This is a genomic window from Mesobacillus foraminis (assembly GCF_004340465.1).
GTDB classification, from domain to species: domain Bacteria; phylum Bacillota; class Bacilli; order Bacillales; family Cytobacillaceae; genus Mesobacillus_B; species Mesobacillus_B foraminis.
Genome location: NZ_SLVV01000004.1, coordinates 380,902 through 407,557 on the forward strand (window position 1 = coordinate 380,902; position 26,656 = coordinate 407,557).

Below are 26,656 nucleotides of genomic sequence, written 5' to 3' on the forward strand. Positions count from 1 at the left end.
GCCCAAAACAGCACCTAGCCCGGCTCCTACGAAAGCAGGAATCACATAGCTGGTCTTGTTGAAATTGTTCCGTTTCTTCATACACATCCCCCCTGCTAACTACTACGGTAATATCGGTGAAAAGGTTTTGATTTATTGCTTTTTTTTAGCAAGACTGTATGCTTTTCTTAAAAATCCCCTTACAATTTCGGGAGTATAGGTATCTAACCCAGAAAAAAAATTTACAGCTCCCTAGTAATGAAAGACCATTTCAGACTTTATCTTCCGCCTTTATTGAGTTTATTTTAGATAACATTCGATTCAGCGGCTTTAAGGGACCCTTTTTTTAGTTGAACGAACAATCATCCTGTCTTCCTGCCAATGTAAAGCAAGTGGCTAGATATACCCAGAATATAAGGGTCAGCTGCACGTTCTATAAGGAAGTTGACGACCCTGGTTACTTCCTCTTCCCCTTTACCTTTCCAGTAATCCCAGCTGTCATTGGTCAAAACAGAACCAGGGTTGGACCCTATCAAGTTTATTGTTTCAAACCCTCTTGATTCCATAAACGGGGCAATGTCCTCAATATTAAAATAATACGCACCGGTAAAACGTCCCTCATCTGCGTGATTAAAACATCCCGTTTGAGAGAATTGAAGGATGGTATCCATGTTATTATTTGGTCTCCAATTCTCTGGAAATAGGAGTGACGTCAATATGTGTCTGATTCTCGGCATAAAAGCGACAAAAACCAATCCGCCCAGTTTTGTGACTCTTTTTAATTCATTTATTGCCCCACTGCGTTCCTGTTCTTTTTGTAGATGGTACATGGGCCCAAGCATCAAAGAAGCATCAAAATGGTCGTCTTCCATCATGGTAAGTTTTCTGGCATCTGCTGTATAAAAACCATCAAATTGATTTTGTAAATTAAGATCTCTTGCTTTTTCCTTCGCCATTTCAACCAATCTTGGCGTCAAATCAGCCAGAGTGACATTATAACCCTCTTTGGCCAGTTCCACTGAGTATTTCCCCGGTCCTGCACCATTATCAAGGACCCTTCCTGTTTGCGGCATGTACTTTTTAATATAATGCCAGTTTACCTGGAATTCAATCGGTTCCCGTTCAAGCCTTCCCCACTCATCAAATTGATTGTAATAACGGATGATCTCACTCATTTGATTCTCCCTGCCTTCTGGTTCATACTCTTTTAATTCGATCATCCTATTAAGATCCCCTTTTTTTATCCAGCACTTCTCTTAAAATGTTGTCAGGTTATATGAAAACGCTATTATTCTAATAACATTTCCGGTACTGTCTGGCTTGATTATATTTTCAGGAATAGACAGCTATTATCGTAAAGTCACTACAGACAAAATATTTAGTTGCCAGTCTTCCAGGGGGATCCCCGTAAATTCCTGGAAAATAAATAATATTAAATATTTAGTATTTATTAACGTCTTATTTAGGTGTATGATATTATTTATTATTTCAAAAAAGAAAGGTGTTATCATATGAATTCTACCTACTCATCTCTGCAGTCGACGAAGACCAGAACTCTGGTCATCAATGCACTTTTCATTGCCTTAACTCTTGTTGCCACCATGTTCATTAACATTAAGCTGCCGATCATGGGAAATGGCGGGCTGATCCACCTGGGGAACGTGCCTCTTTTTATCGCTGCCATAGTCTACGGCAAGAAGACAGGCGCGATTGCAGGTGCCTTTGGAATGGCCTTTTTTGATCTTATCTCTGGCTGGGCCGCCTGGGCGCCGTTCACGTTTGTCATTGTCGGTGCAATGGGCTTCGTAGTTGGTTTCATTGCGGAAAAGGTTCCCGGCAACAGATTCATGGTATACGCACTGGCCATTGCCACAGCGCTCATCATTAAAGTTGTGGGTTACTATTTTACCGAAGTTCTTCTCTACGGAAACTGGATCCAGCCATTTGGCTCCGTGCCAGGCAACATTTTGCAGGTCGCCATTGCCGGCATTCTGGTAGTGCCCATTGCTGGACGCTTAAAGAAGATGGCAGGACAGATATAAACACAATATTGCCCATGATAGAACGAGCCGCCAATTGTTTGGCGGCTCGTTTTTAATGAATTCTGAATCCTTCTTTTCAATATCCTGATTGGTTATGTTTTTAAAATGAGAGGCAAGCTGTGTAAATCACGCAGGTTCTTTCTGATTCCCATCCGTTATAAACTCATAAAAGATTCCGGTTATGGCTTGAGTGGTTAAAAAGATGGGGAAAGAGTAGATCAACTTATAATTATTTTGATAGGCAAGGATGTCCAGAAGGGTAAAGACCCATTGCAAGGCAAGAGCGAGAAGCGCCCATGCAGTGATATAAAAGATAAACGACTTTTTGTTGATGTGGAGCATGTGATAAAAATACATAAAAAAATATCCAGCTGGTCCAAACAGGGCATAGTAAACCACATCGAAAAATTCGTAATGGTTTGTATCATTTTGCCGGTAAAAGTCGAGGACCCCTCCGCCTATTGTAAAGTCAAAAAGCATTCCTGTGGCCAGCCCGCTTAAAATGCTTAAACAAGCCACTTCCCTGCTTAGTCTTTTGGGGAAGAGAAACATCAATAAGTAACCACCAAAATTCATAAGGATAAGGGATATCTCATTTGTACTGAAATTTCCAATCCCGGTCATTTAACTTTTCCCCCCTTTTAAAACCCAAGAATGATAGCAATAAAGAACCAAATAACCGAACCCGTGCAACAGAACATAATATAAATAGGAATAAAACGCATTCCAATTTTCATATTTCATTACCTCAAACTTTTGTAAAACCATTATTACAAGCAATAAAACAAAGGAAGAAATGAGGACAGCGATCAATTTCCTTCCCATTGAGGCGGCTTGAGGAATACTATTTAAACCAATAACCACTAGAAGCGGTATAATAATCGTTCGGTGAATCACATATGCTGTGAAATTTAAGGGTGATTGTGAATAAGTAATATACTGCAGTTCAAAATTGATGATCCAGCTCCAGTTCACATTCAGGATAAAAACACTCAGAATCAGTGCTGAATTCTCCATTTTAGTTAACTGCCTGTTCATCGCATTGAATGTCGTGATACAAACCAACCCGATAAAAAACAGGATGGAAAATGCCATTGGCGTTCACCTCTATTTCATCTGTCACATTTATTCTTTGAAGAATAACCAGATTTTATGTGTCGGGAGAATAAACGTCTTAACTCAGGTGGCGATATGCTTCCATTTGGCTAATAGCACAGCTTCCACTGCAATAAAAAAGTACGTTCATTTTTGATGAACGCACTTTTACTTAATCATTATAATCTGGGGAGCCAAGCCTCTTCATTTTTTAAACGAAAACCCAGAGAGTAAAAGTAGGCTGTAAGCCCAAAGCAGCCAGGCAGCAAAAAGAGGCCCTGTATCTGCCTGCAGATTCGGAAATACGTTTCGAAAGAACACAACACTGAAGATATCCAGGAGCATCCCCGGAAGTGCAATTTGGACAGCTGCTGATAACCGCTCCGTTTCTGGTATTTTTCTTGCATGATAGTATGGATAGACAGCTCCTGCAATGACAGGGACCGCAAGCAGAAACGTCAAGAGCAGCAAAAGCGGCTCACCAGGGAGCAAAAAAAGGTGACCAAAGAAACGGAAGATAAATGTAGCTGCCCCCCACAATAAAATTCCCCAGATTATATTTAGCATAGAACCACCCCAAAATTGTCGATAATATGGAGATTCGCACTTTTCCATATAATTCCTTCTCTAGTTGGGGAGTTTTACAAAATTAAAACATTATAGAAATATCCTGCTTAATTAAACCTTATTTTATATTCCGCCTGGAATGTTTCTCCCTTTTCGAGCTTGTTGATCCCGAATTTCTCCTTCAGATCACCTGTTGTATGAACGGTATCTGCAATCCCGTACCATGGCTCAATGCAGACAAACGGTGCCATCGTACCGCTTTTCTCCGTATACTTTGACCAAATCCCAACGAACGGGAAATCTTTGAATGTTACTTGGACACCATGTGGAGATGTATTAGATTTTAGTGCGATTTCATCAATATGGCTGTAAACGAGAGCGTCGTGTTCAAATAATGAGGCTGAAAGTTGAATGACACTCACATTCTCTGCACTTCCTTTTTCATGTATCAAAGAATTTTTCAGTTCATATTCTATTGCCGATTTGTTAGATGCTGGAGTCAAATGAAGGCTGTAGTCCTCGATGGTTTCATTTTCTAAAAGCGGAACCTTGAAGGCAGGATGCGCACCAATGGAAAAATACATGTTCTCCTGGTTTTCATTGACGATTTCCCAATGAACAAGAAGTGAATCCTCTTCAAGTGCATAATGAATAAAAGCTTTGAATTCGTAAGGATACACCTCTTTAAAGCGTCCAAGAGATTCAAAGACAAACGAAACATTTGTGTCTCCCTGCTTTTCCACCTCAAATTGAACATCACGCAAAAAGCCATGCTGCGACATTTGGTAGGTCTTGCCCTCAAGCTGATATTGATCATCCTTCAACCGTCCAACAATCGGGAATAAAATCGGAGAAACTCGTCCCCAGTAGGCACTATCCCCTGTCCACATATAATCCAGCCTATTTATTTTATGCTGCACCGTACGTACTTCAGCACCGCTGGTCTCAATTCCAACCTTAAGCCATTTGTTTTCAATAACTATCATCACTATGTCCCTCTTCTCTGCATTATGGAATTTTAATCCTATTGTTGCATTGAACCTTTCACTTGTATAGAAAAAACCCTCGGATTGTTCAGTATTTTTATGTATAAAACAAGTTTTTCATTTCAATGCCAGCTGTCTTCTTTAACCTTTTTATGTCTTTGTTTTCAAAGCCTCTTTTATAATATAGAAAGGCAAACATCCTCCGCGTTCATTAATGGAAGCATCCGTCACACAAATCCAGAAAAAACACCCACACACATTTACTGGCTGGCATTGTTACTAATTTTCATCTTTAGTTTGTTCTTCATCGCTTTGAACATTCTTTACCGAAAAATCACTTCCCGTCCTATGAAGATGATTACTCCCAACAACAATCATGTTACATGTTTTCCCCGGCACAACCAACAAAGGGATGAAAAAACAGCATAATTTCTAATCTGTATCCGCACACTATTAACTGAATGGGTAAAAATTAATCATATCCCGAGGGGTTTAATTATGAATGAAGAACAATCCAGACTGTTAGAATCGTTAAGGGAACAATCACATCAGCTTGGAGACAAGTGGGTCGATTATTGGCAGACGTATTCCTATATCGATACCTGGCAGTTTTGGCTGAATCTTGTTTTCCTCGTTCTCCCTTTAATAATTCTTTATTTTAAATTAGATAAAAGCAGAGCCTTACAACTTGGTTTTTTTGGATTCAGCGGCCATGTGCTATCGACTTACGTTGACAGCTATTCCACGAGATTTGGCCACTGGGAGTATCCTTATCAGGTAATTCCTGTGCTTCCATTAAGCATTGGACTGGATACCTCACTAATCCATGTTGCTTACATGTTGGTTTATCAGTGGACCATCCACCATAAGAAGAAATATTATGTTGCAACAACCATCCTGGCGGCCTTTTTTGCCTTCATATTCAAACCAATCCTGTCTGCATTACATCTATTTCAATTGTCCGAAGGGAACAACTATTTTCATGTCTTTCTATGGTATTTTCTTGGAGGAATCTTATCGAAATAGGTGACGAATATCTTTTTACGGTTTGAAAGAGAGGCTAGTAGGAATTAGCAAGCATTGAACATGGGTATATGCTTTCACATTATTAATGGTTAATATGAATGAAGTACTCTTTTGCTCTCCTCGTGCCTAAAAAACAACTATAACCTTATAATATAAGCAAAAAATCCCTCCTGAAGAACAGTCTATCAGGAGGGATTCAAGCAATTTCAATTGTATTAAATGAGTTCTATATTATTACCTTGGCCACCTATCTTCTTTCTTCATCAATGGTTTAAAGGTTATATGCGGTTCGCTTTGGTACCAATAAGCGACAGTGGACACATCATCCTGTCTTTCGAACAAGCCTTTCTTGCACACGCCAATTTGCTGAACCGTTACTTTTAAATCTTCATTGAATCGGATTGGATCTGGTAAATGCCATCGGTAAAATCCTCTCATTGGCGGAACATCATCATTATGATAGAGATTATGAACGGCTTCATCATTTTTAGAATAATAAGGATACCCCATATAAGGCGTGCAATAAGTGTTTTCAACTGTCTTGCCGTCCTGCTGAGTAGCAAAGCTCCATGCACCGCCGAAATAGTCTTCTGTTCCGGTGCCGCAGATGGTCGGATATTCTTTATCTCCATCGATGAAAAACTTTACTTCCCCTTCTCCCCACCAGTATCTCTCCAATGTGGCAAGTGCTAGATAGGTCCCAACATATTGCCCTTTCCCTTTAATCCCTTCAACAATGACATAATCTTCGCCCATGTTGGTGATTTTTTGGCGATTCCATTTTGCATGAAAATAACCAGTGTTTTCAGGGAGCTCATCGTACAGGCAATAATCAATTTGAAAGAATAATGCTGGAATACTTTCTTCGTGCTGGTTTTCGATCGTAATTTTAGCTTTTTTATTAAAAGGCATTGGAAAATAACAATTAAATCCTCTCGTGGGATTCACAACGATTGGCAATGAATTCACAGTGCATCCTCTTGCAAATCCATTGCAGAAGAAGTCACCAAGCGGACTTTCAACAGAGGGAACGGTTTCATCATCCCAGTACATGCGGAGGACCAGATCCCTTAGTACAAAGACATCTTTATCTGTTTGATCCGTAACTGTTATCCAGATATGCTGGATAACTCCCGGTCCATCTATATCACAAAGAAGAGCCGTATCCCCGGATTTTACGTCACGAAGGCATGGTGATCCTTTTCTGGAAGGTCCTAAATGACTGGCTGCCATCCCGCCTTTTCCTTTTTCTCCATGAGGGTTTTCTGCCGTAATAGCTCGAGTTCTTCCATTGTTCATCAAAGGGAGGGTCGAAAGGCTGTTCATAAATGGATTAAGGTTCATCGTTATTTCTCCTCTCAAGTTCGTTCTTTTATTTGTTTTACAATGTTATCCTTTTACGCCACCTGACATAATGCCTTCCATGATTTGCCGCTGAAAAATACTAACGAAAATAATGATTGGCAAGATTATGATGAATCCCATCGCAGAGACAAGATCCCAAGGAACTGCGTACATATTGTCTCTTAAAGGCAATTGGGTAATTGCCGTTGACAGGACCGATATTCCATTTGAATAAAACAGCGGTGTAAAAAAGTTATTTAAACAAAGAATAAAATTCACGATACAAACCGTTGCAATGGCCGGTTTTAAAATTGGCAAAGTTACATAAAAAAGGGACTGAAAAAATCCACATCCATCAATTAAAGCTGCTTCCTCTATCGATGCCGGTATATCATTGAGAAAGTTCTGAAGGATGAGAATGGAAAAAGGGATAATTGAACTAATATAAAGGATGATTAACCCAGTGTAGGTATCATACAGCCCAACTTGTCTTAAGAAATCATACAATGGACGGGCTGTCACCACATCGGGGATGAGCATGGAACCCAGGAGAAAAGCAACAGCCAATGATAATCCCCTGCTTTTGAATCTTGCAAAACTAAAGGCTGCCAAAACCGAAACAACCATCCCGATTAAAATGGATAATCCTACAATCAAAAGAGTATCCCAGACTTTTTTTAATAGATCAGCATTTTCAATTAAATATCGATAGCTTTCAAGCGTAGGATTTTCTGGCCAATATTTAATGGGTTTGGAAAATAGCTCTCCGGACGGAGTAATGGAAGAGACGAAAATCCACCATAACGGAAACATGATCAAAAACCCAACCGCAAGCGCAGGCGTCCACTTGAAAAATTGCATCAGCGCTTTTTTTGCCCATAAGGGAACTCTTCGCGGTTCCGCTACAGGAATGTCATAATTTTTTTCCTTCACTGTTTTGGGATACATACCGATTCACCTACTTATAATCAAATTTATTGATATCTTTGAGGACTATCAGCTACTCATATAAAAATCGCCACAGGGCTGGATTTGCATCTGTGTTAGAAATTGGTGCTTCCTAACTCGCAGTTGTGGAAGCACCTTTCTAGCACATTAGTAATTTACTTTTTTGGCACCATACATGCTAAGGCCACTCAAGATTGCCATTACAATAAACAGCACAATGGCAATTGATGCAGCATAACCAGTATTCAGGTTGGTAAACGCCTCCGTTGTAATCCGATAGGCAATCAAAGCTGTGTCTTCTCCCGGGCCGCCGCTTGTCATGGCGTAGACAATATCAAATGAAGTGAGTCTCCACATCGTAAAGAATATACTTAATATCAAAATGTTCTTAGAAATCAGCGGGAGTGTAATTTTAAAAAAGGTTTGTATTGGTCCGGCTCCATCAATCTTTGCTGCTTCATACATATCTGTAGATATAAATTGAAGACCAGCAAGAACCAATATTGCAAAGAACGGCACATCCTTCCATAAATCCACAGCAATTACAGCAAGCCAGGCTGTTTCGGTATGGACAAGCCAATCGAGATTAAATCCAGGATTGAACCAGCGAATAAAATCATTTACAATCCCGTAATCATTGTTGAAAGCCCACTTTGAAGCAATTGCGATGACAACCATAGGCATGGCCCAGGGAAGCAACACGATGGTTCGCAAAACTTTCTGCCCGGCCATTTTCACATTGAGAATTACAGCAAGACCAACCCCCAAAACAATATGACCAATCATGGAACCGACTACAAAAATAACCGTGAATTTAATAGAAGTGATCATTTTCGGATCTTGAAAAATATTGATATAGTTTTGGAATCCGACAAACTCGTTAATTCCTCTTAATAGGTTTACGTTGAAGAAACTAACCCGAAAGGTTTCGAAAATGGGATACACGGTCGTGAAAAACCTTATTAAAAGCGCTGGTAGAACAAATAACCATGCGATGATTAGGTATCTTTTGCTGGCATACATTTTAACGCACCTTTCTAATGGGAGTTAAAAACGTTTTGATATATTCATGAATATATGAGCATATACTCACTTATTTATACTTATCAACCGCTTCTTGTGCCTTTGTACAGAATTCATCTAGAGTGATTTTATCCTGGATGTAGTTATGGAAAAGTGTTCCCATCTCGTTAATAAACTCCATGGTTTGAGGAAGCATTGGGCGTCCATTAATTTCATTCGTTTCCTGGATTTGAGTATAGACCTCTTTGATGTCACTTTGTACTGCTTCATTGCTTGCGACATCCGCTCTTGCAGGATAGCGGCTAAAGTTTTCCCAGCCATTTAGCCCGCCTTCTTCACTGGCTGCATATTTAAGGAACTTTTGGGCTGCTTCCTTATTTTTTGAAGAAGAGTTTAATACATAGCTCCAGGAGTCCGTAAAAATCGCCCGCTTTTCAAACTTTGGCATATTGATCATATGGATTTGGTCTGCACCATATCGGTTTGCTTCACGATAATCCGTACCAGTTCCCCACATAAAGACCATTCCATACTTACCATCAATAAACTTCTGGTTCATTTGCTCATATTTATCAGCAAGCTGGTCAACAGGTGTAACCTTCCAGGTATTGGCCATATCGTACATGAACTTAACTGCTTCACGGCTTCCTTCATTTGTCCAATCATAGTAGTCGCCGCCAAATAGGTTGACGAAAGTTGCGATTTCATTGAATACGTAGGTCTTTTCCCAAGAGCCGCCATATCCATATTGACCGTCTTTCGTTGCCGCTTTCATAAATTTCACGAAATCGTCCTTATTTTCAATTGTTTTCATTCCAGCTTCATCGAGTTTCTTTTGGTCTACCCACAAACCCAGATAACCTGAATAACCTGGAACACCAATGATATCGCCTTTTGCAGAAGTCAGCATATCTTTCATATAGCCTTGTGGGAACTGGCTTAAGATATCATCCGTTAACACGGTATCTTGAAGAGGATCGAGCCAGCCTGCATTTTTGAAAGAAGTAGCCATTTCATCGTTGATTTCAAGGACATCTACGGAAGAATCTCCCGATGAAAGAATAGTAGAGATTTTTTGCTGGCGGGTGTCAGAATCTGTTGGCGCTGCAACCCAGTTAATCTTTACTCCACTCTTTTCCTCCGCTTTTTTCAGCCATTCCTTAAAACCTGGCTGAGTGGATTGAATAGTATAAAGGGTAATCTCATTCTTAGATCCTCCTTCTGAATCCTTTGTTGATGAACCCGTACTGGAGCTTGAGCACCCGGCTACAATGAACGTAAATGCTGCAATAATGGTCAAAAATGATAACAACCGTTTTTTCATCAAAAATCTCCCCCTATTATTATTTATAAACTGATGAATACAATAAGGTATAGCTCTCAAATCAAATGAGACCTCACCTCCTTTAAAGATGGGTTTTCTATTTTTAGACTTGCTTAAAACCCTTAATATAGGCAACTATCAATCTGAATATTAGGAATATTTTTTTGTGGCTGCCCCTTTTTATAGTTGTAACAAGGAATTTATCTATTCTGTAAATGTCATATGGTTCTTAATTGCATCCATACCAAGTGCCAATGCCCCGCACAGCCCAGCCCTTGAACCCAATCCGGGCGGAACAATATAATCATCAATACCGAAAATGATGTCTTCCGCATTTATATATTGATTTAGTTCTTGCTGCACCTGTTTTCGAATCATAGGAAACAAATGATGCTGGTTCATAACACCTCCGCCCAAAATGATTTTTTTGGGTGACAGCATCAGGATCGCTCCTGTCACCGCCCGGCTAATATAGTAGGCCTCCAGATCCCAAGCCGGATGATTTTTCGGAATATCATATCCTTTTAAATTCCACCGTTTTTCAATCGCCGGTCCCGATGCCATTCCTTCTAGACAGTCACCGTGAAAAGGACAGATCCCTCTAAAATCATCTTTTTCATGACTTCTTACAGAGAGGTGGCCGGCCTCAGGATGAACCAACCCATGGATCAAGTTTCCCTCAATCAGTGCCCCCATGCCGATGCCTGTACCAATGGTAAAGTAGATACAGCTGCTGAGTCCTTTGGCAGCCCCCCAGCGGGATTCACCCAAGGCAGCAGCATTTACATCGGTATCCCACCCCATCGGTATTTGAAACTCTTTTTTTAACGTGCCTAGGAAATCAAAGTTTGCCCATCCTTCCTTTGGAGTTGTAGTGATAAAACCATAATGGGAAGAGTCTCTCTCCAAGTTGATTGGTCCAAAAGTACCGACTCCAATAGCCTCCACCGCTTTATCTTTAAAAAAGGCGATACATTTCTCCAAAGTCAGATCCGGAGCTTCAGTAGGAAAGCTAATTGATTCCAGGATTTCTCCCTTTTCATTTCCTATCCCACAAATAAACTTTGTTCCCCCTGCCTCGATTCCTCCAATAAGCATGTCACTGCTCCCCCTTTTTTATTTCAACATCCCAATTTGTTTATATAAAATAGACGCACCCGTTTCCGCTCGGTGTTTAGCTCTCCTCTTCTGATCGTTCATCCCATATCCTTTGAAACTGGGTTAACATTTCTTCCTTCGTTATCTCATGAGAGATATATGCCTGCATTACGCTAGCCATTTGAGAGGTATTCACCTCATAACCAGGATATCTTTGCCATAACCAGGGAATGGTTTTATCGTTTTCAATATACTCCAGCAGGTCCGCAGCCAAGGGACCCAGCTTGTCCTTGTCCGGAGCAATTGTTTTCAGTGCCGGGATAAATTTAAATTCTTCGACAATGTATCGTTTTCCAATTTCAGAGGTAACCATCCAGTTTAAAAATTCCTTTGCTTCCTCTTTTACTTTTGATTTTTTATGTACAACCCAGTAATTAGGAACGCCAATTGGCAAGCGGTCCATCGCTTCTTTATCATCATTGATCGGCATTGGCAGGAACCCGTATTCCATATCAGGATGAAGTTTAAGCAGCTGGAGCTGGATCCAGTTACCTTGCTGAATCATGGCAGCCTGACCAGCAGCAAATGAAGTAACTTGCGTATTATAGTCGGTTTGTAAAGGATTCGGCTGACCGTATTCGAGGGTTAAATCAAGTAAATGAACCCAATCATTAAACGTTTTATTATTTGGGATGCTTTCATTCCCTTTCTTCAATGAATCAATGTATTCTTCAGGATTGTCCTGTTGTGCAAATGCAATGTTGAGTAAATGATTTCCAAGAATTAACCACTCTCCATATCCATTGATAAAAGGAGTTATGCCAGATTCGTCGAGTTGTTTTGCTGCAGATCTCAACTCTGATAAAGTTTTTGGCAATTTAGTAATTCCAGCTTGTTGGAAAAGCTCTTTGTTGTAAATATAACCCCACCCTTCAATATTGAGCGGCATACCGTAAACCTTTCCTTCTTTTGTCATCGGCTCTTTTGCAATGTCTGCTATATCTTTAACCCATGGCTGGTTGCTAAGGTCTTCCAAGTGGTCGAACCAAACGTTTAAATCATTAAATCCGGCAACAAAGAAAATATCAGGTTTATCACCAGAGCTGAATTTCGTTTTTAATGCCGTACTATAATCACATCCTCCTCCGCAGGTTTCAATGACGATATTGACTTCAGGATGTTCCGATTCATACCTTTTTACCAATTGGTCCAGCTGTTCCGACATCTCCACCTTAAAGTTAAATACATTTAAAGTTGCTTCCTTTACATCTGATTGATTATTACCGCCGTTTGTGTCACTTTTACTGCCATTTGAGCAACCCATAAGAGATAGAATCAGAATAGCAAGCAACAATCTATTTGTAAGCATTTTCATTCATTTACACCCCTGTAGGAATCACCTTTGTCGTAATTATAACTAGTTAGTAACATAAAAAATACACGTTTTGGTGACCAAAAATGTGCACTTTTGTGATTGTCCTGTTTATAACCCCAAATGTTATTCCATTCTTCTACTATAGGAAGGCAAATGAACGTATACACTGACAGCCCCTGCCGGAATACTATATTATTTTGATGTAGATTATGTTCTTCGCTGATATAATAAAGCTAACTAAAAATTCAAAATTGGAGAGGCAGTGCTAAAAGTGAAATTTATCCAAGGAAGTATTAGTAATAAGCTTATTGTTTTTTTGCTGATAGCCATTATTCTGCCCATGGTGATCTCCATTTTTATTTCCTACATGTATACAAGGGAGTCTCTCAAAAAGGATTTTATTAGAGAGAATTTACACACCGTACACCAGGGAAAGAGCAGCATTCAGGATTATCTGGAACAAATCAACCATATTTCATTGAGCATCTACCGGGATATTCAAGAGCCTGACAGTCTTTATCAGCTCATATCAGCCAAGAGCCGGACCTATTTAATGGAAAAAGAAATATTCAAGAACCTTGATTCGATATCGAAAGAGAGCAAAGATATTTTACAAGTCTACCTTCACAGCCATCGAAGTCAACAAAGCTATCTAACAATCGACGGGTTCCCAAAACGGAATCAAGAACCAAACCCAGAAATGCAGCTAAAAGACTTTCCTGATAACAAAGTGGCTCCTTTCATAGAATCCACTCACACTGCGCAAAACTACGGTATGGTTGACTTTCCATATGCTCCTAAAGACAAAGTGATTACAATACATAGACCCATTTATAAAGTGCCATTAAAAGAATACCTTGGCTACTTGTCAATTGATATCAAGCTGGATTCTATAAAGGCCATGAGTCGTCTTTTATATTCAAAAAATTCGGAAGATATCTATTTGATTGATCAACAAAATAAAGTGATGTACTCCTCCCAGGAGGGAATGATTGGTTCAAAGTTTAATGGTGACTGGGTGGACAGACTCAGAAGTAAAAAGAAAAGTACCGGTTCTTTTGAATCTGACACTCAGCAATTTAAGGGGTTAACGATATACGATACTGTTAATTATCAGGGTCAAAAATGGGTTCTAGCCAAACGGATCCCTAATAATGTGTTATACAAAAATGTAAATCAGCTTGTTTTGATTAACTCTTTGGTGATTCTGGTTTCCTTATTTATTGTCATTATCGCAACTTTATATATTTCCTTGAAATTAACCTCCCCCATCAAGGAGTTAATAAACTCGATTAAAAATATCAAGCTCAAAGATTTGAAGTTGGACATTAATACCAAAAGCACCGATGAAATAGGAATACTAGCCCAAACCATTAAAAACATGGTGGGCACGATTGATAATTTAATCATGAAAGAATATCGATTGGAACTTGCCAACAAGGATAATCAGCTAAAAGCGCTTCAGGCACAAATTAATCCTCATTTTATTTACAATACCTTGCAATCCATAGGGGCCATTGCATTACAAAATAACGTTCCTAAAATCTATGACCTGACTTCCTCCCTCGGAAAAATGATGAGGTACAATATGAACACAAGCCAGTCCATAGTCGAATTATCAAAGGAGGTAGACCAAATTAGGGCTTACTTGGAGCTGCAGCAACAAAGATTTAAGCAGAAACTAGTCTACAAGATTGAGATTGATGAGAAAGCCGAAACCCTTTCCATTCCAAAAATGATTCTACAGCCCCTAGTAGAGAACTATTTTAAGCATGGTTTTGAACAGAATGAGAGGCCCGGGGAGATGTGGATTTCAATTACAAGACCAAATCCGGATCTCCTGCTTATTATGGTAGAAGACAACGGTAAAGGGATAGATACTGAACGACTCCGATTCGTTCAGCAAAAATTAAAGGATTCAGAAACGTACGGAACGACTCCGGATCAAAGTATTGGTTTAAGCAATGTCATCTCCAGAATAAAATTGTATTTTCATGAACAGGCTCAAATTGAAATCGCCAACCGTGACCCCCATGGTCTAAAAATCACCTTACGGATTCCATTAAGAAAGGAGATATCAGCATGAAAGTATTAATTGTAGATGACGAAGAGGATGTAAGACAATCCATCCGATTACTGATCCCCTGGAGTGAATATGGAATAGAGACGGTTTTGGAAGCTCAGGATGGGAACGATGCTGTTGAAATCATAGAGGCCGAAAAACCAGAAGTCATCTTTACGGACATGATGATGCCCGGGAAAAATGGGACGGAACTGCTAACCTGGCTGCAAAGCAACCACTATAACAGCAAAACAATCGTCATCAGCGGACATGATGACTTCCAATATGTCCAGCACACATTAAAAAATGGCGGTTTGGACTATATATTAAAACCGATTGATAGAAACGAAATTATTAAATCCTTTGAAAATGCCCTGAATAACTGGAAGGCGGAAGAGGAAAAACGGTTAAATGAGGTACAGCGAAGCCAGGTCATTACGCGAAGCAAGCCTGTTTTCCTGGATAAAATGTTCTCCAATTTAATGTTACAGCCCCTTTCGAGCATAGCTTCCTATGAAGAGCTTAATAAGGAATTTAATCTAAAAAACTATAAACAGTTTCAAATTGCCCTTTTAAGTACCGATATGCTTCAGGAAAAAGTTATCAACAAATTTTCCAATCATTTCGATTTATTGGACTCCAGCCTATTGAATGTCTGTAATGAGATTCTGGGTCCATCTAGTGAAGGGTATGCCTTCAAACATTTAAATAAAGAAAATGAGATTGTGATCCTAATCTGGAAAAACTTCGAACATTTAACCGGTAAATTGCAGGAGATCAATGGGGTTTTTACAAAAATTCTGCAGACTCCTTTTCATTTTGGAATCAGTTGTATTCATCCGTTGCCACAAGGATTTCAAACTGGTTATAAAGAGGCAAAGCTGGCGTTAAGGCAGAGTAATTACCTGACAGGGGACCAATTCATCCATTTCTATCAAGGAAAAGATGTGACTAAAAGCAATACCTTGTTTTATTCGGACTATAGTGAAGGAATCGTCATTGCTATTAAAAGCAATGGAACAGAACAAATTGAAAAGGCGGTCGGAAAATTCATTCAAGCTGTTAAACAATTGGACACAGTTACTCTTGATCAGCTTGAATATTGGAGACATGAGTTTTATTTGATGAAGTCCTATCTTTTTAAGGAAATTTTCTTCGAAGAAAAGGTTGAATTGAGATATAAGCATGTTTACTTTCCATTAGAAACAGATGGCCGGCTGTCGCTGGATTTATTCCAGCAACAGTTAACGGAATATTGTAAAATGTTCGCCAGTCAGTTGACAGAAGAACTCCAAAAAACACAAAATATTATTTTTGATATTAAAGCTTATATCGATAACCATTACCATGAAAATTTACAGCTTCAATCTATAGCCGATCAGTTTTTTTTAAGCAGAGAATATGTTTCCCGCAAATTTAAACAAGAGTTTGGGATTAATGCTTCAGACTATATCGAAAAAACCAGGATTGACCATGCCAAAATTTTATTAACAAATCATCATTTACCGGTATCGGATGTTGCAACTGCAGTGGGATATCAGGACGGAAGATACTTCAGCAAGGTATTTAAGAAAGCAGTAGGTGTTACACCTATGAAATATAAAAGGTCCTTCAGAGATGAAATGCAAATAAACCATTAAACATGTTTAGTAAATGAATATATTCTTGTTAAGCGGTCTTTACAAACTCCACTCAAGCTTTAACTAAATATAAATATATGTAATAACATAAAAAGGAGGAGAGCATCTGATGGATGCTCGTCCTCCTTTTGACCCTAAAAACCTTTTAAACAATCAAGTTTGCTAGAGATTTGATTACTTTAACATGGTGCTCCATGTGCAAAAATCAATCTATTTATCAATTAACTGCGGAGCTTCCCTGTGTCCCGTTGCCTGCTCAAAATCATAGGCCATCCCGATTAATTCTGGCTCACTCCACTCTTGACCTAAGAAGGCTAATGCAAATGGGGATCCATTCTTATAATAACCGGCAGGAACCGTGATAAGCGGCCAGCCTCCAACATTAATTTCAGATACAGTTGTTGCCGCAATGCTTCCTTCACCTAGTTTTGGAATAGCCTTGGACATTTGCGGATAGACAAATCCATCCAAGTCGTGTTCCTCCATCACTTCCTTCATCATCTTTCTATATTCGCTTCGTACTTTTTTAAATTCCGTTAAATCTGGGAGTACATCGGGATTATCTTTGCCCGGAAGATTCGCTCTTGAGCTAAGAGGACCACCATCTTCCCACGGAATCGCTCCAGCCTTCTCAAATACTTTTTCAGTCGTAAGATTCGGATTTATATTTTCAAAATAATTTTCAAGGTCGTAGAAAAAAGATTCTCTTCCTTGACTTGGTGCATTTTTAACATACTCGGCAAACCCTGTTCCTGCAAATGGATCGGTGACCACCTCTGCGCCCTGGCTTTCGAGCTCCTTAATGGCACGAGCATAAAGCTCTTTTGTTTCGGCTGACAGTTCTTCTGTACGCCAGCCTGGACCATAGAGTCCAATACGTTTTCCTTTAAGAGAAGTATCATCAAGTAAGGAAGCGTAGCCTTTATCAGGAACATGGCCGACAGACTGCTCTGTTAACGGATCATCTTCGCTATAACCCGCAATTACGTCCAGCATACGGGCAGCATCTTCTACTGTACGGGCATGTGGCCCCAATACATCTCGAGTACTAGAGGATAATGGCGTTACTCCCATTGTAGGCACAAGACCAAATGTCGGTTTTATCCCGACGATTGACTGGGCAGCTGCCGGGTTTTGAATGGATCCGCCGGTCTCTTCAGCAATCCCGAGTACTGCAAAGTTCCCAGATATAGAGGTGGCTGTTCCGCTGCTGCTTCCACCTGGAGCCAAGGAAGGATTTACTGCATTATATGTAGGTCCAGCCCAGCTTGTATTAGCATCCGTTCCCGAAGCACTAAATGCAGGAATATTCGTTTTGCCCAGAATAATGGCACCAGCTTCCTTCAGTCTGGTCACAACCGATGCATCCTTGCTCGGCATAAGCTTAATTCCATCCGCTTCTTTACTAAGAGGCGCCCATCCAAATGTCGTGGGGAATCCTTTTACATCAACGGCCTCTTTTATGACAATTGGCACACCTGCCAATGGACCAAGCTTCTCCCCTTTCTTGCGCATTTTATCAATTTTTTTCGCTTCCTTTAAAGCATCTTTATTGATATAAGTAAAAGCGTTATAGGTCTCCTCGTATGTTTCAATTCGATCCAGATATGATTCGACCACTTCCACTGCCGTATACGTTCCTTTTTCATATTCGGCGATCAACTCATCAACGGTTATTTCCATCAATGGAAATTCATCTGTTCCGGCCTGTGAACTTTGAGGGATAAATCCCGCTGTTAATAAGACAATAATAACTGACATTACCCATGCACTTTTAAGAATTATCTTATTCTTCAATAAAAAAACTCCTTCCATTCTAATAAATGATTTCGAGGACTTCAGAGTATTTCTTTCACTCTAGATGCAGGGCCTGCCCTTCGATGTTTAAAAAGATTGCTTAAAAATATAATAGATTAGAAATCTATTAAACTCTTTCACCTCCTTGCTCGTATTCTCACAATTTTTCGAATAGCCAACAACAAGTTTGTCAGAAACCTTGACACAATATCGAGGAAATGCGCATAAAGGCCCATATAACACTTCTTAATAAAACCGCTTTCCAAACCAATTATCTTTACTGATAATTTTTGGACAATAAAAAAAGCTGCACCTTAGGCAGCTGAAAAATTAATATCACATAGCTATCTTGCTTTTCTTCCGTTTATAACCATTCAAACTAATGACCTGTTCACCGCTACTTATATGACTTGCCAGTAGTTTTGTGGAATAACAATTGTGAAAAACCTTTACTCTTTATAAACTGACGTAAGTCCTAAACTCCCCTTAACATCCATCTATTCCACAAGTCATTCCTTCAGGGAAATCAAACCTCTTCCTATTGATCTCGTCATTGATCATTTGTTTAAGCGTTTCCTTTGAACGGATACCTGAAACTTTCGTGTCACCAATCATAAAGGTAGGGACTGCGGTTATGTTGGCTTGGCTGTAGGCTTCCTCCAGTGCTTTCTCGTGGGCTTCTTTATATTTCCTTGTTTCCAAAGCCTCGCGATATTCACCTTCATCCAGTCCTATTTCAACGGCCAATTTTGTGAGTACGTCAATATCGCCAATATCCTGTTCTTCCTGAAAGAAGGCGCGCAGCATGCGGTCGTTGTACTCATTGCCCTTTCCTTTTTCTTTTGCATATTGGTAGCCTTCGAATGCTAAATGCGTATAAGGCTGCGGGGAAACCTTCGGGAGGACAATATCAATCCCCATTTGTTCGGCCATTGGGTAAACGGATTGCTTCCATATAGTTTGCAAATAATCTCCTTCAGGCTTCAGCGTTTCATTAGGATATGGACGCAGCTCAAAAGGCATCCATTCAATTTCGACATCTTTTCCTTTTACCGCTTCTTCCAGAGGCTTTTCGGCCAGGAAACAAAATGGGCATACATAATCTGAGTAGACTTTTATTTTTACTGTCACAGGTTTCCTCTCCTATCGATCATTTATCCTGTCTTCCTTAATGGTGGATTCCCTTGAATGCCTTTAGGAAATAACGTTTATCCTGGTTATTGTTAACAGGCTACGGGTTTATTAATAGGGTTATTTTAGTTCAGGTGTATGTATTAGTAAAATAGATAGGCTTGAACTGCTATTTCTTATTTCTTCCATTTGTTTGCTTTTTATATCCTTATTTATTTTCCGTACTAGCAAAAAAAAAACACCGGTAAAAGGTTGACAACAAGGAAGCGCTTTCCCTGACTCTAAACAAATATGTCCATATAAGCATCGTACCGGTAATAATACCGTTATACTACAAAAGCAAAGGGAAACCATAAGTACGGGAAGCCTAATGAATATTTAACGCCTCTTCACATATACCAACTACTTCTAAAACAGCGTCTTCCATCCTGAACTCTTCATATACTCCGAAAAGAGCCATGTTTATTACAGACGGTAAGACAATATGTTGTATATTCTGTCAATGTTTACATTGCCAAAACCTTGCCTTTACATTTGTTTGCTAAAATTTTGCATAACAACCATTTAGGAGGAATAAATGTTGAAGAACGTATTGAAACGGCTCAGTTTAGCTTCTACTGCCGCTATCCTTGGAAGCAGTATCGTTATGGGGTCTTCTTATGCTTTTGCAGCCGAAAGTGATGGACAGACTGGTTCTAAACAAGGGAAAGGCAATTCGGACCTTGTCGATCTCCAACTGTTGAGTTTGACAGACTTCCACGGCTACCTTCAAGCACTTAATGACAAGTCTAATAGTCAAATTATGACAAAAGATGGGCAGCTGACAGTTGGTGGCGCTGCATACATGGCCGCACATATAAAAAAACTAAAAAACGGTCACGAGAACTCCATCCTGTTTTCGGCAGGTGATGACCTAAGTGGATGGCCGTTTGAAGTCGCCTCTCATCATAATGAGCCGACGGTCGAATTCCTTAATGCAATCGGTCTTGATTTTTCCGTAGCTGGCAACCATGAATTCGATGCTACCAAGGAGTTCCTGACAGAGCATATTATGAAGGGGAAAAGCTTTGGAGAAGTAGGAGTTGACAGTTCATTCACAGATTCCTCCGGAAAGAAATTCAAAGGAGCGGACTATGACTACCTTTCAGCCAATATACGTGAGGCAGATACCGGGAAGCTCGTATTAAAACCCTATACCATTGAAAGGATCCACGACGGGAAAGGTGGTACAATCCCTGTTGGTTTCATTGCCATTACTACTCCTGCGACAATCCAAGGGTCCACTTCCTTTCAGGATGGAATTCTAACGGCTGATCCTATGGTGGACACAGCAAACCGCTATGCTAAAGAATTACAGAAGAAAGGCGTTGAAACGATCATCGCTGTTGTTCACGAGGGAGGATCAACAAAAAGTGATGGAACTGACATTAACGGTTCGGACAGCCCTTTTGGCCCAATATTTGAGTTTGCCAAAGAAGCTTCCCCTGCCATTGATGCCATCGTGTCAGGACACTGGCATGCCAAATTCAATGCCATGATTGATGATCCTGCCGGGAACCCGCGCCCAGTGGTCGAAGCGGCGAATCATGGCCGTCTTCTCAACGAAATGAACCTATCAATTGATCCTAAGACCAAGGATGTTGTGCGTGATCTTACGACATCAACGAACCATCCGGTTACACGGGATATTCCAGCCGATCCAGAGATCGAGAAAATGGTGTCTTACTGGGCTGAACGCGGGAAGGAACGGTATGCCCAACCAGTTGCAGAATTGACAGGTGACCTGACAAGAACCCGTAATGAAAATGGAGAAAGTACACTGGCAAATGTGGCGGCAGATGCACACTATCATGCAGGAAAAAAAGTGGAGAAACCAGCTGAATTCGCTTTGACAGCGGCTAGTTCGCTGCGTGGTGACCTCCTGTTCAAAAAAGGAAGCAACCCGGCTGACAGGGACGGACAAATCCTGTTTGGAGAAATGTGGCATGCCCATGGCTATCAAAATCCCGTAGCCGTCGTAACATTGACGGGTCAGCAGATTAAGCTAATCCTCGAAGAACAGTGGAGAAAGAAAGCCGATGGATCTGAGAGCTTTCACCCTCTGGCTGTATCACACAATGTGAACTATCGTTTTGATAAAAGCAAACCATTAAATGATAGAATCAATCCGAAGGATGTCATGATCAATGGGGAATCCCTTGACCTTGATCGCTCCTACCGCGTGGCGGCGCTGGCATACCTGATTATTGGCGCCGATGGATACCCGACCTTTACACAGTATCGCCAACCTGAACGGGCCGAGGTCGATTATTGGGCATTCCTAAATTACTTAAAGGAAAAACAAGTCATAGAAACACCCGCGCTGAACCGGGTCACTTCTCTATCTGAAGTTCAGTAAGAATTTAGATAACTAAAAAGGCAAACTCATGGTCCCACGAGTTTGCCTCCGTCTTACTATATGTTTATATTTTCTATTCAAACAACGGACTGACTGCTTTTTCATTGTGAATGCGGTCAATGGCCTCAACAAGCAAATGAGCAACGGAAATACTTTTGATTTTCGGGATTTCTTTTTCTTCAGGTAGCTCAATGGTGTTGGTCACCACTAACTCTTCAATCGGACACGATTCAATTCTGGCCACGGCTTCTCCGGTTAACACAGCGTGCGTGGCTCCTGCATAGATGGTTTTTGCCCCGTTTTCAGCCAGGGCTTTGGCGGCTAATGTAATCGTGGTGCCCGTATCAATTAAATCATCAATCAAGATTGCATTTTTGCCTTCTACACTGCCGACGACGCTGATCGATTCGGCTCCGCCTTCCTCCAGCTTTCGCTTATCGATCAAAGCGAATGGAGCATTTAACAGGTTGGCCATTTTCCTTGCACGGCCAATGCTGCCATTATGCGGCGCAACCACAACGAGATCATCCAATTCCTTATCCATAAAATATTGGGTAAGGAGCGGAACCCCGAGGAGATGCTCTACAGGTATATCGAAAAATCCCTGAATGGCAGCTGTATGAAGGTCCAATGTAACAACCCTTGTCGCTCCTGCGTTTTGCAGCAGATTGGCGATCAATTTTGCCGTAATAGGCTCCCTTGAACGTGCTTTACGGTCCTGTCGCGCATACCCGTAATAAGGGATGACCACATTGATTTTACCTGCAGAAGCTCTTTTCAGGGCGTCAATGATGATGAGGAGCTCCAGAATACTCTCATTGACTGGGTCCGAAGTGGATTGGACGATAAACACCTCGCTGCCCCGGACACTTTCTTCTATATGAATTTGGATTTCGCCATCACTGAACTTGGCTACTGAACATTTGCCCAGCTCGCAGCCCAAGAGCTCAGCCATCTCCGTTGCCAGTTTTCGATTGGAATTCAGGGTAAACATTTTAAAATCTTTTTTTAATTGATATGTCACTTTCGATCCTCCACACCATTTTGACTTCCTGCCATTATGTACTTCTCTTATTTTACTATAACCTTGGCACAGCAGGGCTAACCTGCAGGAACTTTTTTATCAAAACTTCCAATTTCATAAATAAAAGCCAGGCACTTGTCCCGGCAACTTCTATTTTACCATTCTTATCGCTAAAAAACACACCAAAGGACAAACGGATTCAAGTCCGTCCAGCAAATTTAATGGACACCCTCTGAGCCTTTTCCACCTGTTGATCCAGCCAGCACGTCAAATCTTCCAGAACAACTTCCCTGCCATTTTCATCAAACGGACGGTGCTTTGCGAGCGCGTACTCGTAGACGCGTTTGTCCGGGGAACCAACGTGGCTGAAAAATTCTCTGAGTTTCTCAGGAGGAGTGATTCTATCATCAAGACCGTATTGCAGCAGAAAAGGAAGCTGAATGTTCCCGGCTTCTTCCTCCACCCGATCGATGGCGTGAAGCAGCCCGCGGCCCAAACCAGGTGTCACCGTATTATGACGCAAACCTTCTGGATTCAGCTTTGCCTGCAGCTCAGGATCTTTAACGTGCAAATGAAAGTTCCCCTTTTTCGTAAAAGAAAAATCGGGCTTTAGTTTCCCCATTATGGTGATGCCGAACTTTTCAAGCGGTGTCGCTTTGTAGGAGATGGCAGGAGAAATCACTGCTGCACCTGAAATCCCGGTTTGGTGATCCAGCGCATAATCGAGTGTAATCACGCCACCCATACTGTGACCGACGATAAACAAAGGAAGGGTCGGCCTCTCAAGCGCCACAAGCCTTTGAAGCTCCTGCAAATCTCCTCTGAACTCATCCCAGCTGGAGATAAATCCCCGCTTGCCCGAGCTTTTGCCGTGACCGCGCAGGTCGAGGGCATAGACGCAATACCGGTTTTGAACAAGGCTTTTGCTCAGATTCTGCAGCCCTCCACTGTGGTCGCCAAAGCCATGAATCAATATAACTGCCGCCTTTGGCCTTGATTCAGGTTCGTTTATCCGGTAATACAGCTCCGCTCCATCGGTACCATGAAAGGTCCCTTGTGTTGTCATATCTATATGGTCCTCCTATTGCGAACGAAAAAGTAATATCCTTAGCTTATCCATCTCGGGAAGCTAGTAACAATAGTGTTTATTATAATGCAAAATGGACGCCAATCCATTGGTTTGTATCATTTTTCACAAATTCTTTAATTTCGTTTTATAAAAAAACACATGTTACAGATTTTTCATCCAATTACCCCGTATTCGTCATGCGTAATCTATTTCACCAGCTCCGCCTGGACAATATATCTTTTTGGAGCATTCCCGATGTAAGAAAAAGGATAGCACGTCGTTAATGTAAGAGTGGGAATTGATTTCCTGACAACCACCGACCGGTCTTCGGCGTGGGTAATCCAGATTTTATTGATTTTATAGGTATAGATGTCATCATGGTATTCCACTTTTAGCACGTCGCCTTCCTCTAACTCCTTAAGCCGGTAAAAAACGGTATCCCGATGACCGCTTAGTACTGTGTGCCCTCCCCCATTTGGTGCAGTTGTGAAGGGGCTGACATACATTCCGACTCCTTTTTTCAGGATGTCTGGCTGTGCTCCCCAATAGACCGAATACTTTTGGGCAATGCCTGGAACAATCAGCCAGGCGACTTTTTCCCCTAACTCATGCTGGACCTCCGTGGAGGCCTGCTGGGGTTCGGGCTTGCCTTCTGTACGAACCTTTGCGGCGTTGTCTGCATCCTCGCTGTTCTTTTGTACTGGTTTCACTTCTTGTGTATATTGCTGTACTTCAGCCTCCGTCATTTCCTCTGCGGCCGATCTTGCCATTTGCCAAGCCATAAAATGATACGAGGTTATGAAAACTCCAATCACCATCATTCCTATTCCAATCAATCGATTCAAAACCATGACCCCTCACTAAGAAAAACGACAGGATTTCCCCTGCCGTTTTTTTTTACTCCTGTGCTTTTTTACGACGGAAGAACAACATCGCACCAGTTGCAGCCAGCCCGGCGCTTGCTAAAATGGCAGACAGATGATCAGAAGCAGTATCTGGCATCACCTCACCCGTATTTCCTGCCTTGCCCGAATTACCGGTATTTCCGGTATGATCAGTATTGCCGACATTTCCTTCATCACCAGGTTCTTCCGTTTCTTCAGGAGTTCCTCCAGAGATGAACTCGTCATAATCCCCTTTCGTGACTTCGCAAGGGTAGCCGTCACGGTCTCCGTCAAGGTTATGAGGATCATTTGTTGCACTATAGCCGTTATCAAACCAAAATTCCATCACTTCCTGTTTGGTGGCGAAATCATCACAGTTCACATCTTCCTGTGCGAAAGCCCCCATTGAGTACGAAGAAATAAGGACAAAAGTAAAGATTGCTGCCAGCCATTTCATCGAGATAAAACCCCTTTCCAAAATTTGTACAGGGGTTATTATGCCGGAAATAAATGTAAATATTCATAGAGAATTCCTTTAAACTCCATGAAGATTTTCCATAAAAAAACGCCGAACCCAAATGAGTTCAGCGTTTTTGATGATAGACTGGGCTAGCTGGATTCGAACCAACGAATGACGGAGTCAAAGTCCGTTGCCTTACCGCTTGGCTATAGCCCAATGTAGTCATAGTTTATCAAGTCAGGGAAAATATTATACAAGGAATTATTATTTTTTTATGTATGGCGGAGTTGGAGGGATTTGAACCCTCGCACGCTTGCACGTCTACTGCATTTCCAATGCAGCCCCTTCAGCCGCTTGGGTACAACTCCAGCGTATTGATCAATCCCACCTATGCCGTTTTCCCAGGATGTTTTATGAACCCGCCATAAGCAGGTGGGTTTCCGCATACCGATTTCTGCCGTCCTGAGCAAGCAGGCATGGCATCCATCAATAAATGTAGGAATCCCGATAAAAAAGTACGGTTAAAAACATATAGGGCTAACGAACAATGCAGGACTGATGATGCGATCGAGAGGACTTGAACCTCCACGGTGTTGCCACCACTAGGCCCTCAACCTAGCGCGTCTGCCGATTCCGCCACGATCGCATAATAAAGAATAGTTAAGCATCGAGTGTGTGAAATGTGTATCACGTCTCGTGCTTTATTAATATACCATGGCCTATACACTTTGTTAACCTGTAATTTTTTGTATGAAAGGGACTTTTATCCTATAAATAGATATGAATTATATCTCACCATTCGACTTTTTTAGTGAAATAGGCTCATGCATTTGTCAAAATTGCGGTTATTTTGCGGTTACCCAGGAAATATTCTCTAGAAATATCATTGATACCCTTGTTGATGTTCATCGATACCGGCTTATGATGACATTTTTCATTCCTATCCTCGATGATTTCCTTCTTCACCTGCCTTATGATGGCGCTTTCATTCTGCGTCCTTAATGATTTTTGTCTTCATCGGTCATATGATGACGTCGTAATACAGACATTAGACAGCCAATTTTATTTCTCTCTTGATATGACATTGAGAATTAAAATTACTGCAATCCAGAAATAGAAAAAAAACGAGCGATTTGGCTCTTTCTATTTTTAATGGTTGTATTGAACTTGATAATCCATCTCTTAGGAGGTTTAGTGAGTCATATCCTGGATCATAAGGATCATTTCCTACAATCAATAAAACTTTGATTGTCCTAAATACTTCATCGTTAGCCATGTCCTTTAGGATATGAACCTGAGAAGTTTCGCCCCAATTAATAAAGCAATAAGGTGAAAATAACTTCATCACTCGAGGATCGCTGTCGAATGTCATTTTATGAAGGAA

Annotated in this window: 22 protein-coding genes, 3 tRNA genes and 1 other RNA gene; 5 read left to right on the top strand and 21 right to left on the bottom strand. The window is 40.9% G+C overall.

Annotated elements, in window-relative coordinates:
* Nucleotides 1-341: 341 nt before the first annotated feature.
* Nucleotides 342-1,154 carry a class I SAM-dependent methyltransferase gene (locus tag EV146_RS08640; RefSeq protein WP_132004910.1) on the bottom strand — a complete coding sequence of 271 codons (813 nt, stop codon included), beginning with the start codon at nucleotides 1,152-1,154 and terminating at the stop codon, nucleotides 342-344.
* 336 nt (nucleotides 1,155-1,490) lie between these two features.
* Between EV146_RS08640 and EV146_RS08645 the strand changes: the two genes are divergently transcribed.
* Nucleotides 1,491-2,021, top strand: coding sequence for an ECF transporter S component (locus tag EV146_RS08645; RefSeq protein WP_132004682.1), 531 nt, complete (start codon nucleotides 1,491-1,493; stop codon nucleotides 2,019-2,021).
* A gap of 126 nt (nucleotides 2,022-2,147) precedes the next feature.
* On the opposite strand, the gene EV146_RS08650 is transcribed toward EV146_RS08645, so the two are convergent.
* The 4 genes from EV146_RS08650 to EV146_RS08665 form a co-directional block, all read right to left on the bottom strand.
* Complete coding sequence (locus EV146_RS08650) at nucleotides 2,148-2,645, bottom strand: hypothetical protein (protein ID WP_121612697.1); 498 nt, start codon at nucleotides 2,643-2,645, stop codon at nucleotides 2,148-2,150.
* Nucleotides 2,646-3,116, bottom strand: a complete 471-nt coding sequence (locus tag EV146_RS08655) for a hypothetical protein (protein WP_132004685.1) — start codon at nucleotides 3,114-3,116, stop codon at nucleotides 2,646-2,648.
* Nucleotides 3,117-3,320: 204 nt separating this feature from the next.
* A complete protein-coding gene (locus EV146_RS08660; RefSeq protein ID WP_132004688.1) occupies nucleotides 3,321-3,683 on the bottom strand; it encodes a DUF5367 family protein in 363 nt (120 codons plus the stop codon).
* Nucleotides 3,684-3,790: 107 nt separating this feature from the next.
* Complete coding sequence (locus tag EV146_RS08665; RefSeq protein ID WP_132004691.1) at nucleotides 3,791-4,669, bottom strand: aldose 1-epimerase family protein; 879 nt, start codon at nucleotides 4,667-4,669, stop codon at nucleotides 3,791-3,793.
* Between the two features lie 498 nt (nucleotides 4,670-5,167).
* On the opposite strand from EV146_RS08665, the gene EV146_RS08670 reads away from it, so the two are divergent.
* Nucleotides 5,168-5,695 (top strand): hypothetical protein, encoded by a 528-nt coding sequence (locus EV146_RS08670; protein ID WP_132004694.1) that lies wholly within the window; start codon nucleotides 5,168-5,170, stop codon nucleotides 5,693-5,695.
* Nucleotides 5,696-5,929: 234 nt separating this feature from the next.
* Here the strand turns inward: EV146_RS08670 and EV146_RS08675 are convergent, their stop codons facing one another.
* From EV146_RS08675 to EV146_RS08700, 6 genes are all read right to left on the bottom strand, one after another.
* Nucleotides 5,930-7,039: a glycoside hydrolase family 172 protein gene (locus EV146_RS08675; RefSeq protein ID WP_132004697.1), complete on the bottom strand. Its 1,110-nt coding sequence runs from the start codon at nucleotides 7,037-7,039 to the stop codon at nucleotides 5,930-5,932.
* Nucleotides 7,040-7,084: 45 nt separating this feature from the next.
* Nucleotides 7,085-7,987 carry a carbohydrate ABC transporter permease gene (locus tag EV146_RS08680; RefSeq protein WP_199232668.1) on the bottom strand — a complete coding sequence of 301 codons (903 nt, stop codon included), beginning with the start codon at nucleotides 7,985-7,987 and terminating at the stop codon, nucleotides 7,085-7,087.
* Between the two features lie 147 nt (nucleotides 7,988-8,134).
* Nucleotides 8,135-9,010, bottom strand: a complete 876-nt coding sequence (locus EV146_RS08685) for a carbohydrate ABC transporter permease (protein WP_132004700.1) — start codon at nucleotides 9,008-9,010, stop codon at nucleotides 8,135-8,137.
* Between the two features lie 70 nt (nucleotides 9,011-9,080).
* Complete coding sequence (locus tag EV146_RS08690; RefSeq protein WP_132004703.1) at nucleotides 9,081-10,334, bottom strand: sugar ABC transporter substrate-binding protein; 1,254 nt, start codon at nucleotides 10,332-10,334, stop codon at nucleotides 9,081-9,083.
* Between the two features lie 204 nt (nucleotides 10,335-10,538).
* Nucleotides 10,539-11,432, bottom strand: a complete 894-nt coding sequence (locus EV146_RS08695; RefSeq protein ID WP_132004706.1) for an ROK family protein — start codon at nucleotides 11,430-11,432, stop codon at nucleotides 10,539-10,541.
* A 76-nt stretch (nucleotides 11,433-11,508) separates the two neighbouring features.
* On the bottom strand, nucleotides 11,509-12,807 hold the full coding sequence (locus tag EV146_RS08700) for an ABC transporter substrate-binding protein (RefSeq protein WP_132004709.1): 1,299 nt from the start codon (nucleotides 12,805-12,807) through the stop codon (nucleotides 11,509-11,511).
* A 271-nt stretch (nucleotides 12,808-13,078) separates the two neighbouring features.
* Here EV146_RS08700 and EV146_RS08705 point away from each other — a divergent pair, with 271 nt between their 5' ends.
* Both EV146_RS08705 and EV146_RS08710 read left to right on the top strand, forming a co-directional pair.
* Nucleotides 13,079-14,893: a sensor histidine kinase gene (locus tag EV146_RS08705; RefSeq protein ID WP_132004712.1), complete on the top strand. Its 1,815-nt coding sequence runs from the start codon at nucleotides 13,079-13,081 to the stop codon at nucleotides 14,891-14,893.
* Nucleotides 14,890-16,509, top strand: a complete 1,620-nt coding sequence (locus EV146_RS08710) for a response regulator (RefSeq protein WP_132004715.1) — start codon at nucleotides 14,890-14,892, stop codon at nucleotides 16,507-16,509. Before EV146_RS08705 ends, EV146_RS08710 begins: the two co-directional genes overlap by 4 nt.
* Nucleotides 16,510-16,719: 210 nt before the next feature.
* Here the strand turns inward: EV146_RS08710 and EV146_RS08715 are convergent, their stop codons facing one another.
* On the bottom strand, nucleotides 16,720-18,306 hold the full coding sequence (locus tag EV146_RS08715) for an amidase (RefSeq protein WP_241993867.1): 1,587 nt from the start codon (nucleotides 18,304-18,306) through the stop codon (nucleotides 16,720-16,722).
* A gap of 486 nt (nucleotides 18,307-18,792) precedes the next feature.
* Nucleotides 18,793-19,437, bottom strand: a complete 645-nt coding sequence (locus EV146_RS08720; protein ID WP_132004718.1) for a DsbA family oxidoreductase — start codon at nucleotides 19,435-19,437, stop codon at nucleotides 18,793-18,795.
* Between the two features lie 577 nt (nucleotides 19,438-20,014).
* Here EV146_RS08720 and EV146_RS08725 point away from each other — a divergent pair.
* Nucleotides 20,015-21,835, top strand: a complete 1,821-nt coding sequence (locus tag EV146_RS08725; protein ID WP_132004721.1) for a bifunctional metallophosphatase/5'-nucleotidase — start codon at nucleotides 20,015-20,017, stop codon at nucleotides 21,833-21,835.
* 73 nt (nucleotides 21,836-21,908) lie between these two features.
* Here EV146_RS08725 and EV146_RS08730 read toward each other — a convergent pair whose 3' ends face one another.
* The 8 genes from EV146_RS08730 to EV146_RS08765 all read right to left on the bottom strand — a co-directional run bounded on the left by EV146_RS08730 (nucleotide 21,909) and on the right by EV146_RS08765 (nucleotide 25,918).
* Nucleotides 21,909-22,859, bottom strand: coding sequence for a ribose-phosphate diphosphokinase (locus EV146_RS08730; RefSeq protein WP_277873210.1), 951 nt, complete (start codon nucleotides 22,857-22,859; stop codon nucleotides 21,909-21,911).
* A 199-nt stretch (nucleotides 22,860-23,058) separates the two neighbouring features.
* Entirely contained in the window at nucleotides 23,059-23,925 is an 867-nt protein-coding gene (locus EV146_RS08735; RefSeq protein WP_132004724.1) for an alpha/beta hydrolase, read from the bottom strand.
* Nucleotides 23,926-24,134: 209 nt separating this feature from the next.
* A complete protein-coding gene (locus EV146_RS08740; RefSeq protein ID WP_132004727.1) occupies nucleotides 24,135-24,779 on the bottom strand; it encodes a class D sortase in 645 nt (214 codons plus the stop codon).
* A 46-nt stretch (nucleotides 24,780-24,825) separates the two neighbouring features.
* Nucleotides 24,826-25,269 (bottom strand): excalibur calcium-binding domain-containing protein, encoded by a 444-nt coding sequence (locus EV146_RS08745; protein WP_132004730.1) that lies wholly within the window; start codon nucleotides 25,267-25,269, stop codon nucleotides 24,826-24,828.
* Between the two features lie 147 nt (nucleotides 25,270-25,416).
* Nucleotides 25,417-25,488, bottom strand: a tRNA-Gln gene (locus tag EV146_RS08750).
* A gap of 63 nt (nucleotides 25,489-25,551) precedes the next feature.
* Nucleotides 25,552-25,640, bottom strand: a tRNA-Ser gene (locus tag EV146_RS08755).
* A 9-nt stretch (nucleotides 25,641-25,649) separates the two neighbouring features.
* A non-coding RNA gene (gene ssrS / locus EV146_RS08760) (6S RNA) lies at nucleotides 25,650-25,831 on the bottom strand.
* A 3-nt stretch (nucleotides 25,832-25,834) separates the two neighbouring features.
* A tRNA-Leu gene (locus tag EV146_RS08765) sits at nucleotides 25,835-25,918 on the bottom strand.
* Nucleotides 25,919-26,656: the final 738 nt, after the last annotated feature.

Bases quoted from the DNA above. Each gene is read 5' to 3' on its own strand.
- EV146_RS08640 (WP_132004910.1), bottom strand. From the start codon at position 1,154: ATGAGTGAGATCATCCGTTATTACAATCAATTTGATGAGTGGGGAAGG.
- EV146_RS08645 (WP_132004682.1), top strand. From the start codon at position 1,491: ATGAATTCTACCTACTCATCTCTGCAGTCGACGAAGACCAGAACTCTG.
- EV146_RS08650 (WP_121612697.1), bottom strand. From the start codon at position 2,645: ATGACCGGGATTGGAAATTTCAGTACAAATGAGATATCCCTTATCCTT.
- EV146_RS08655 (WP_132004685.1), bottom strand. From the start codon at position 3,116: ATGGCATTTTCCATCCTGTTTTTTATCGGGTTGGTTTGTATCACGACA.
- EV146_RS08660 (WP_132004688.1), bottom strand. From the start codon at position 3,683: ATGCTAAATATAATCTGGGGAATTTTATTGTGGGGGGCAGCTACATTT.
- EV146_RS08665 (WP_132004691.1), bottom strand. From the start codon at position 4,669: ATGATAGTTATTGAAAACAAATGGCTTAAGGTTGGAATTGAGACCAGC.
- EV146_RS08670 (WP_132004694.1), top strand. From the start codon at position 5,168: ATGAATGAAGAACAATCCAGACTGTTAGAATCGTTAAGGGAACAATCA.
- EV146_RS08675 (WP_132004697.1), bottom strand. From the start codon at position 7,039: ATGAACCTTAATCCATTTATGAACAGCCTTTCGACCCTCCCTTTGATG.
- EV146_RS08680 (WP_199232668.1), bottom strand. From the start codon at position 7,987: ATGTATCCCAAAACAGTGAAGGAAAAAAATTATGACATTCCTGTAGCG.
- EV146_RS08685 (WP_132004700.1), bottom strand. From the start codon at position 9,010: ATGTATGCCAGCAAAAGATACCTAATCATCGCATGGTTATTTGTTCTA.
- EV146_RS08690 (WP_132004703.1), bottom strand. From the start codon at position 10,334: ATGAAAAAACGGTTGTTATCATTTTTGACCATTATTGCAGCATTTACG.
- EV146_RS08695 (WP_132004706.1), bottom strand. From the start codon at position 11,432: ATGCTTATTGGAGGAATCGAGGCAGGGGGAACAAAGTTTATTTGTGGG.
- EV146_RS08700 (WP_132004709.1), bottom strand. From the start codon at position 12,807: ATGAAAATGCTTACAAATAGATTGTTGCTTGCTATTCTGATTCTATCT.
- EV146_RS08710 (WP_132004715.1), top strand. From the start codon at position 14,890: ATGAAAGTATTAATTGTAGATGACGAAGAGGATGTAAGACAATCCATC.
- EV146_RS08725 (WP_132004721.1), top strand. From the start codon at position 20,015: ATGTTGAAGAACGTATTGAAACGGCTCAGTTTAGCTTCTACTGCCGCT.
- EV146_RS08735 (WP_132004724.1), bottom strand. From the start codon at position 23,925: ATGACAACACAAGGGACCTTTCATGGTACCGATGGAGCGGAGCTGTAT.
- EV146_RS08740 (WP_132004727.1), bottom strand. From the start codon at position 24,779: ATGGTTTTGAATCGATTGATTGGAATAGGAATGATGGTGATTGGAGTT.
- EV146_RS08745 (WP_132004730.1), bottom strand. From the start codon at position 25,269: ATGAAATGGCTGGCAGCAATCTTTACTTTTGTCCTTATTTCTTCGTAC.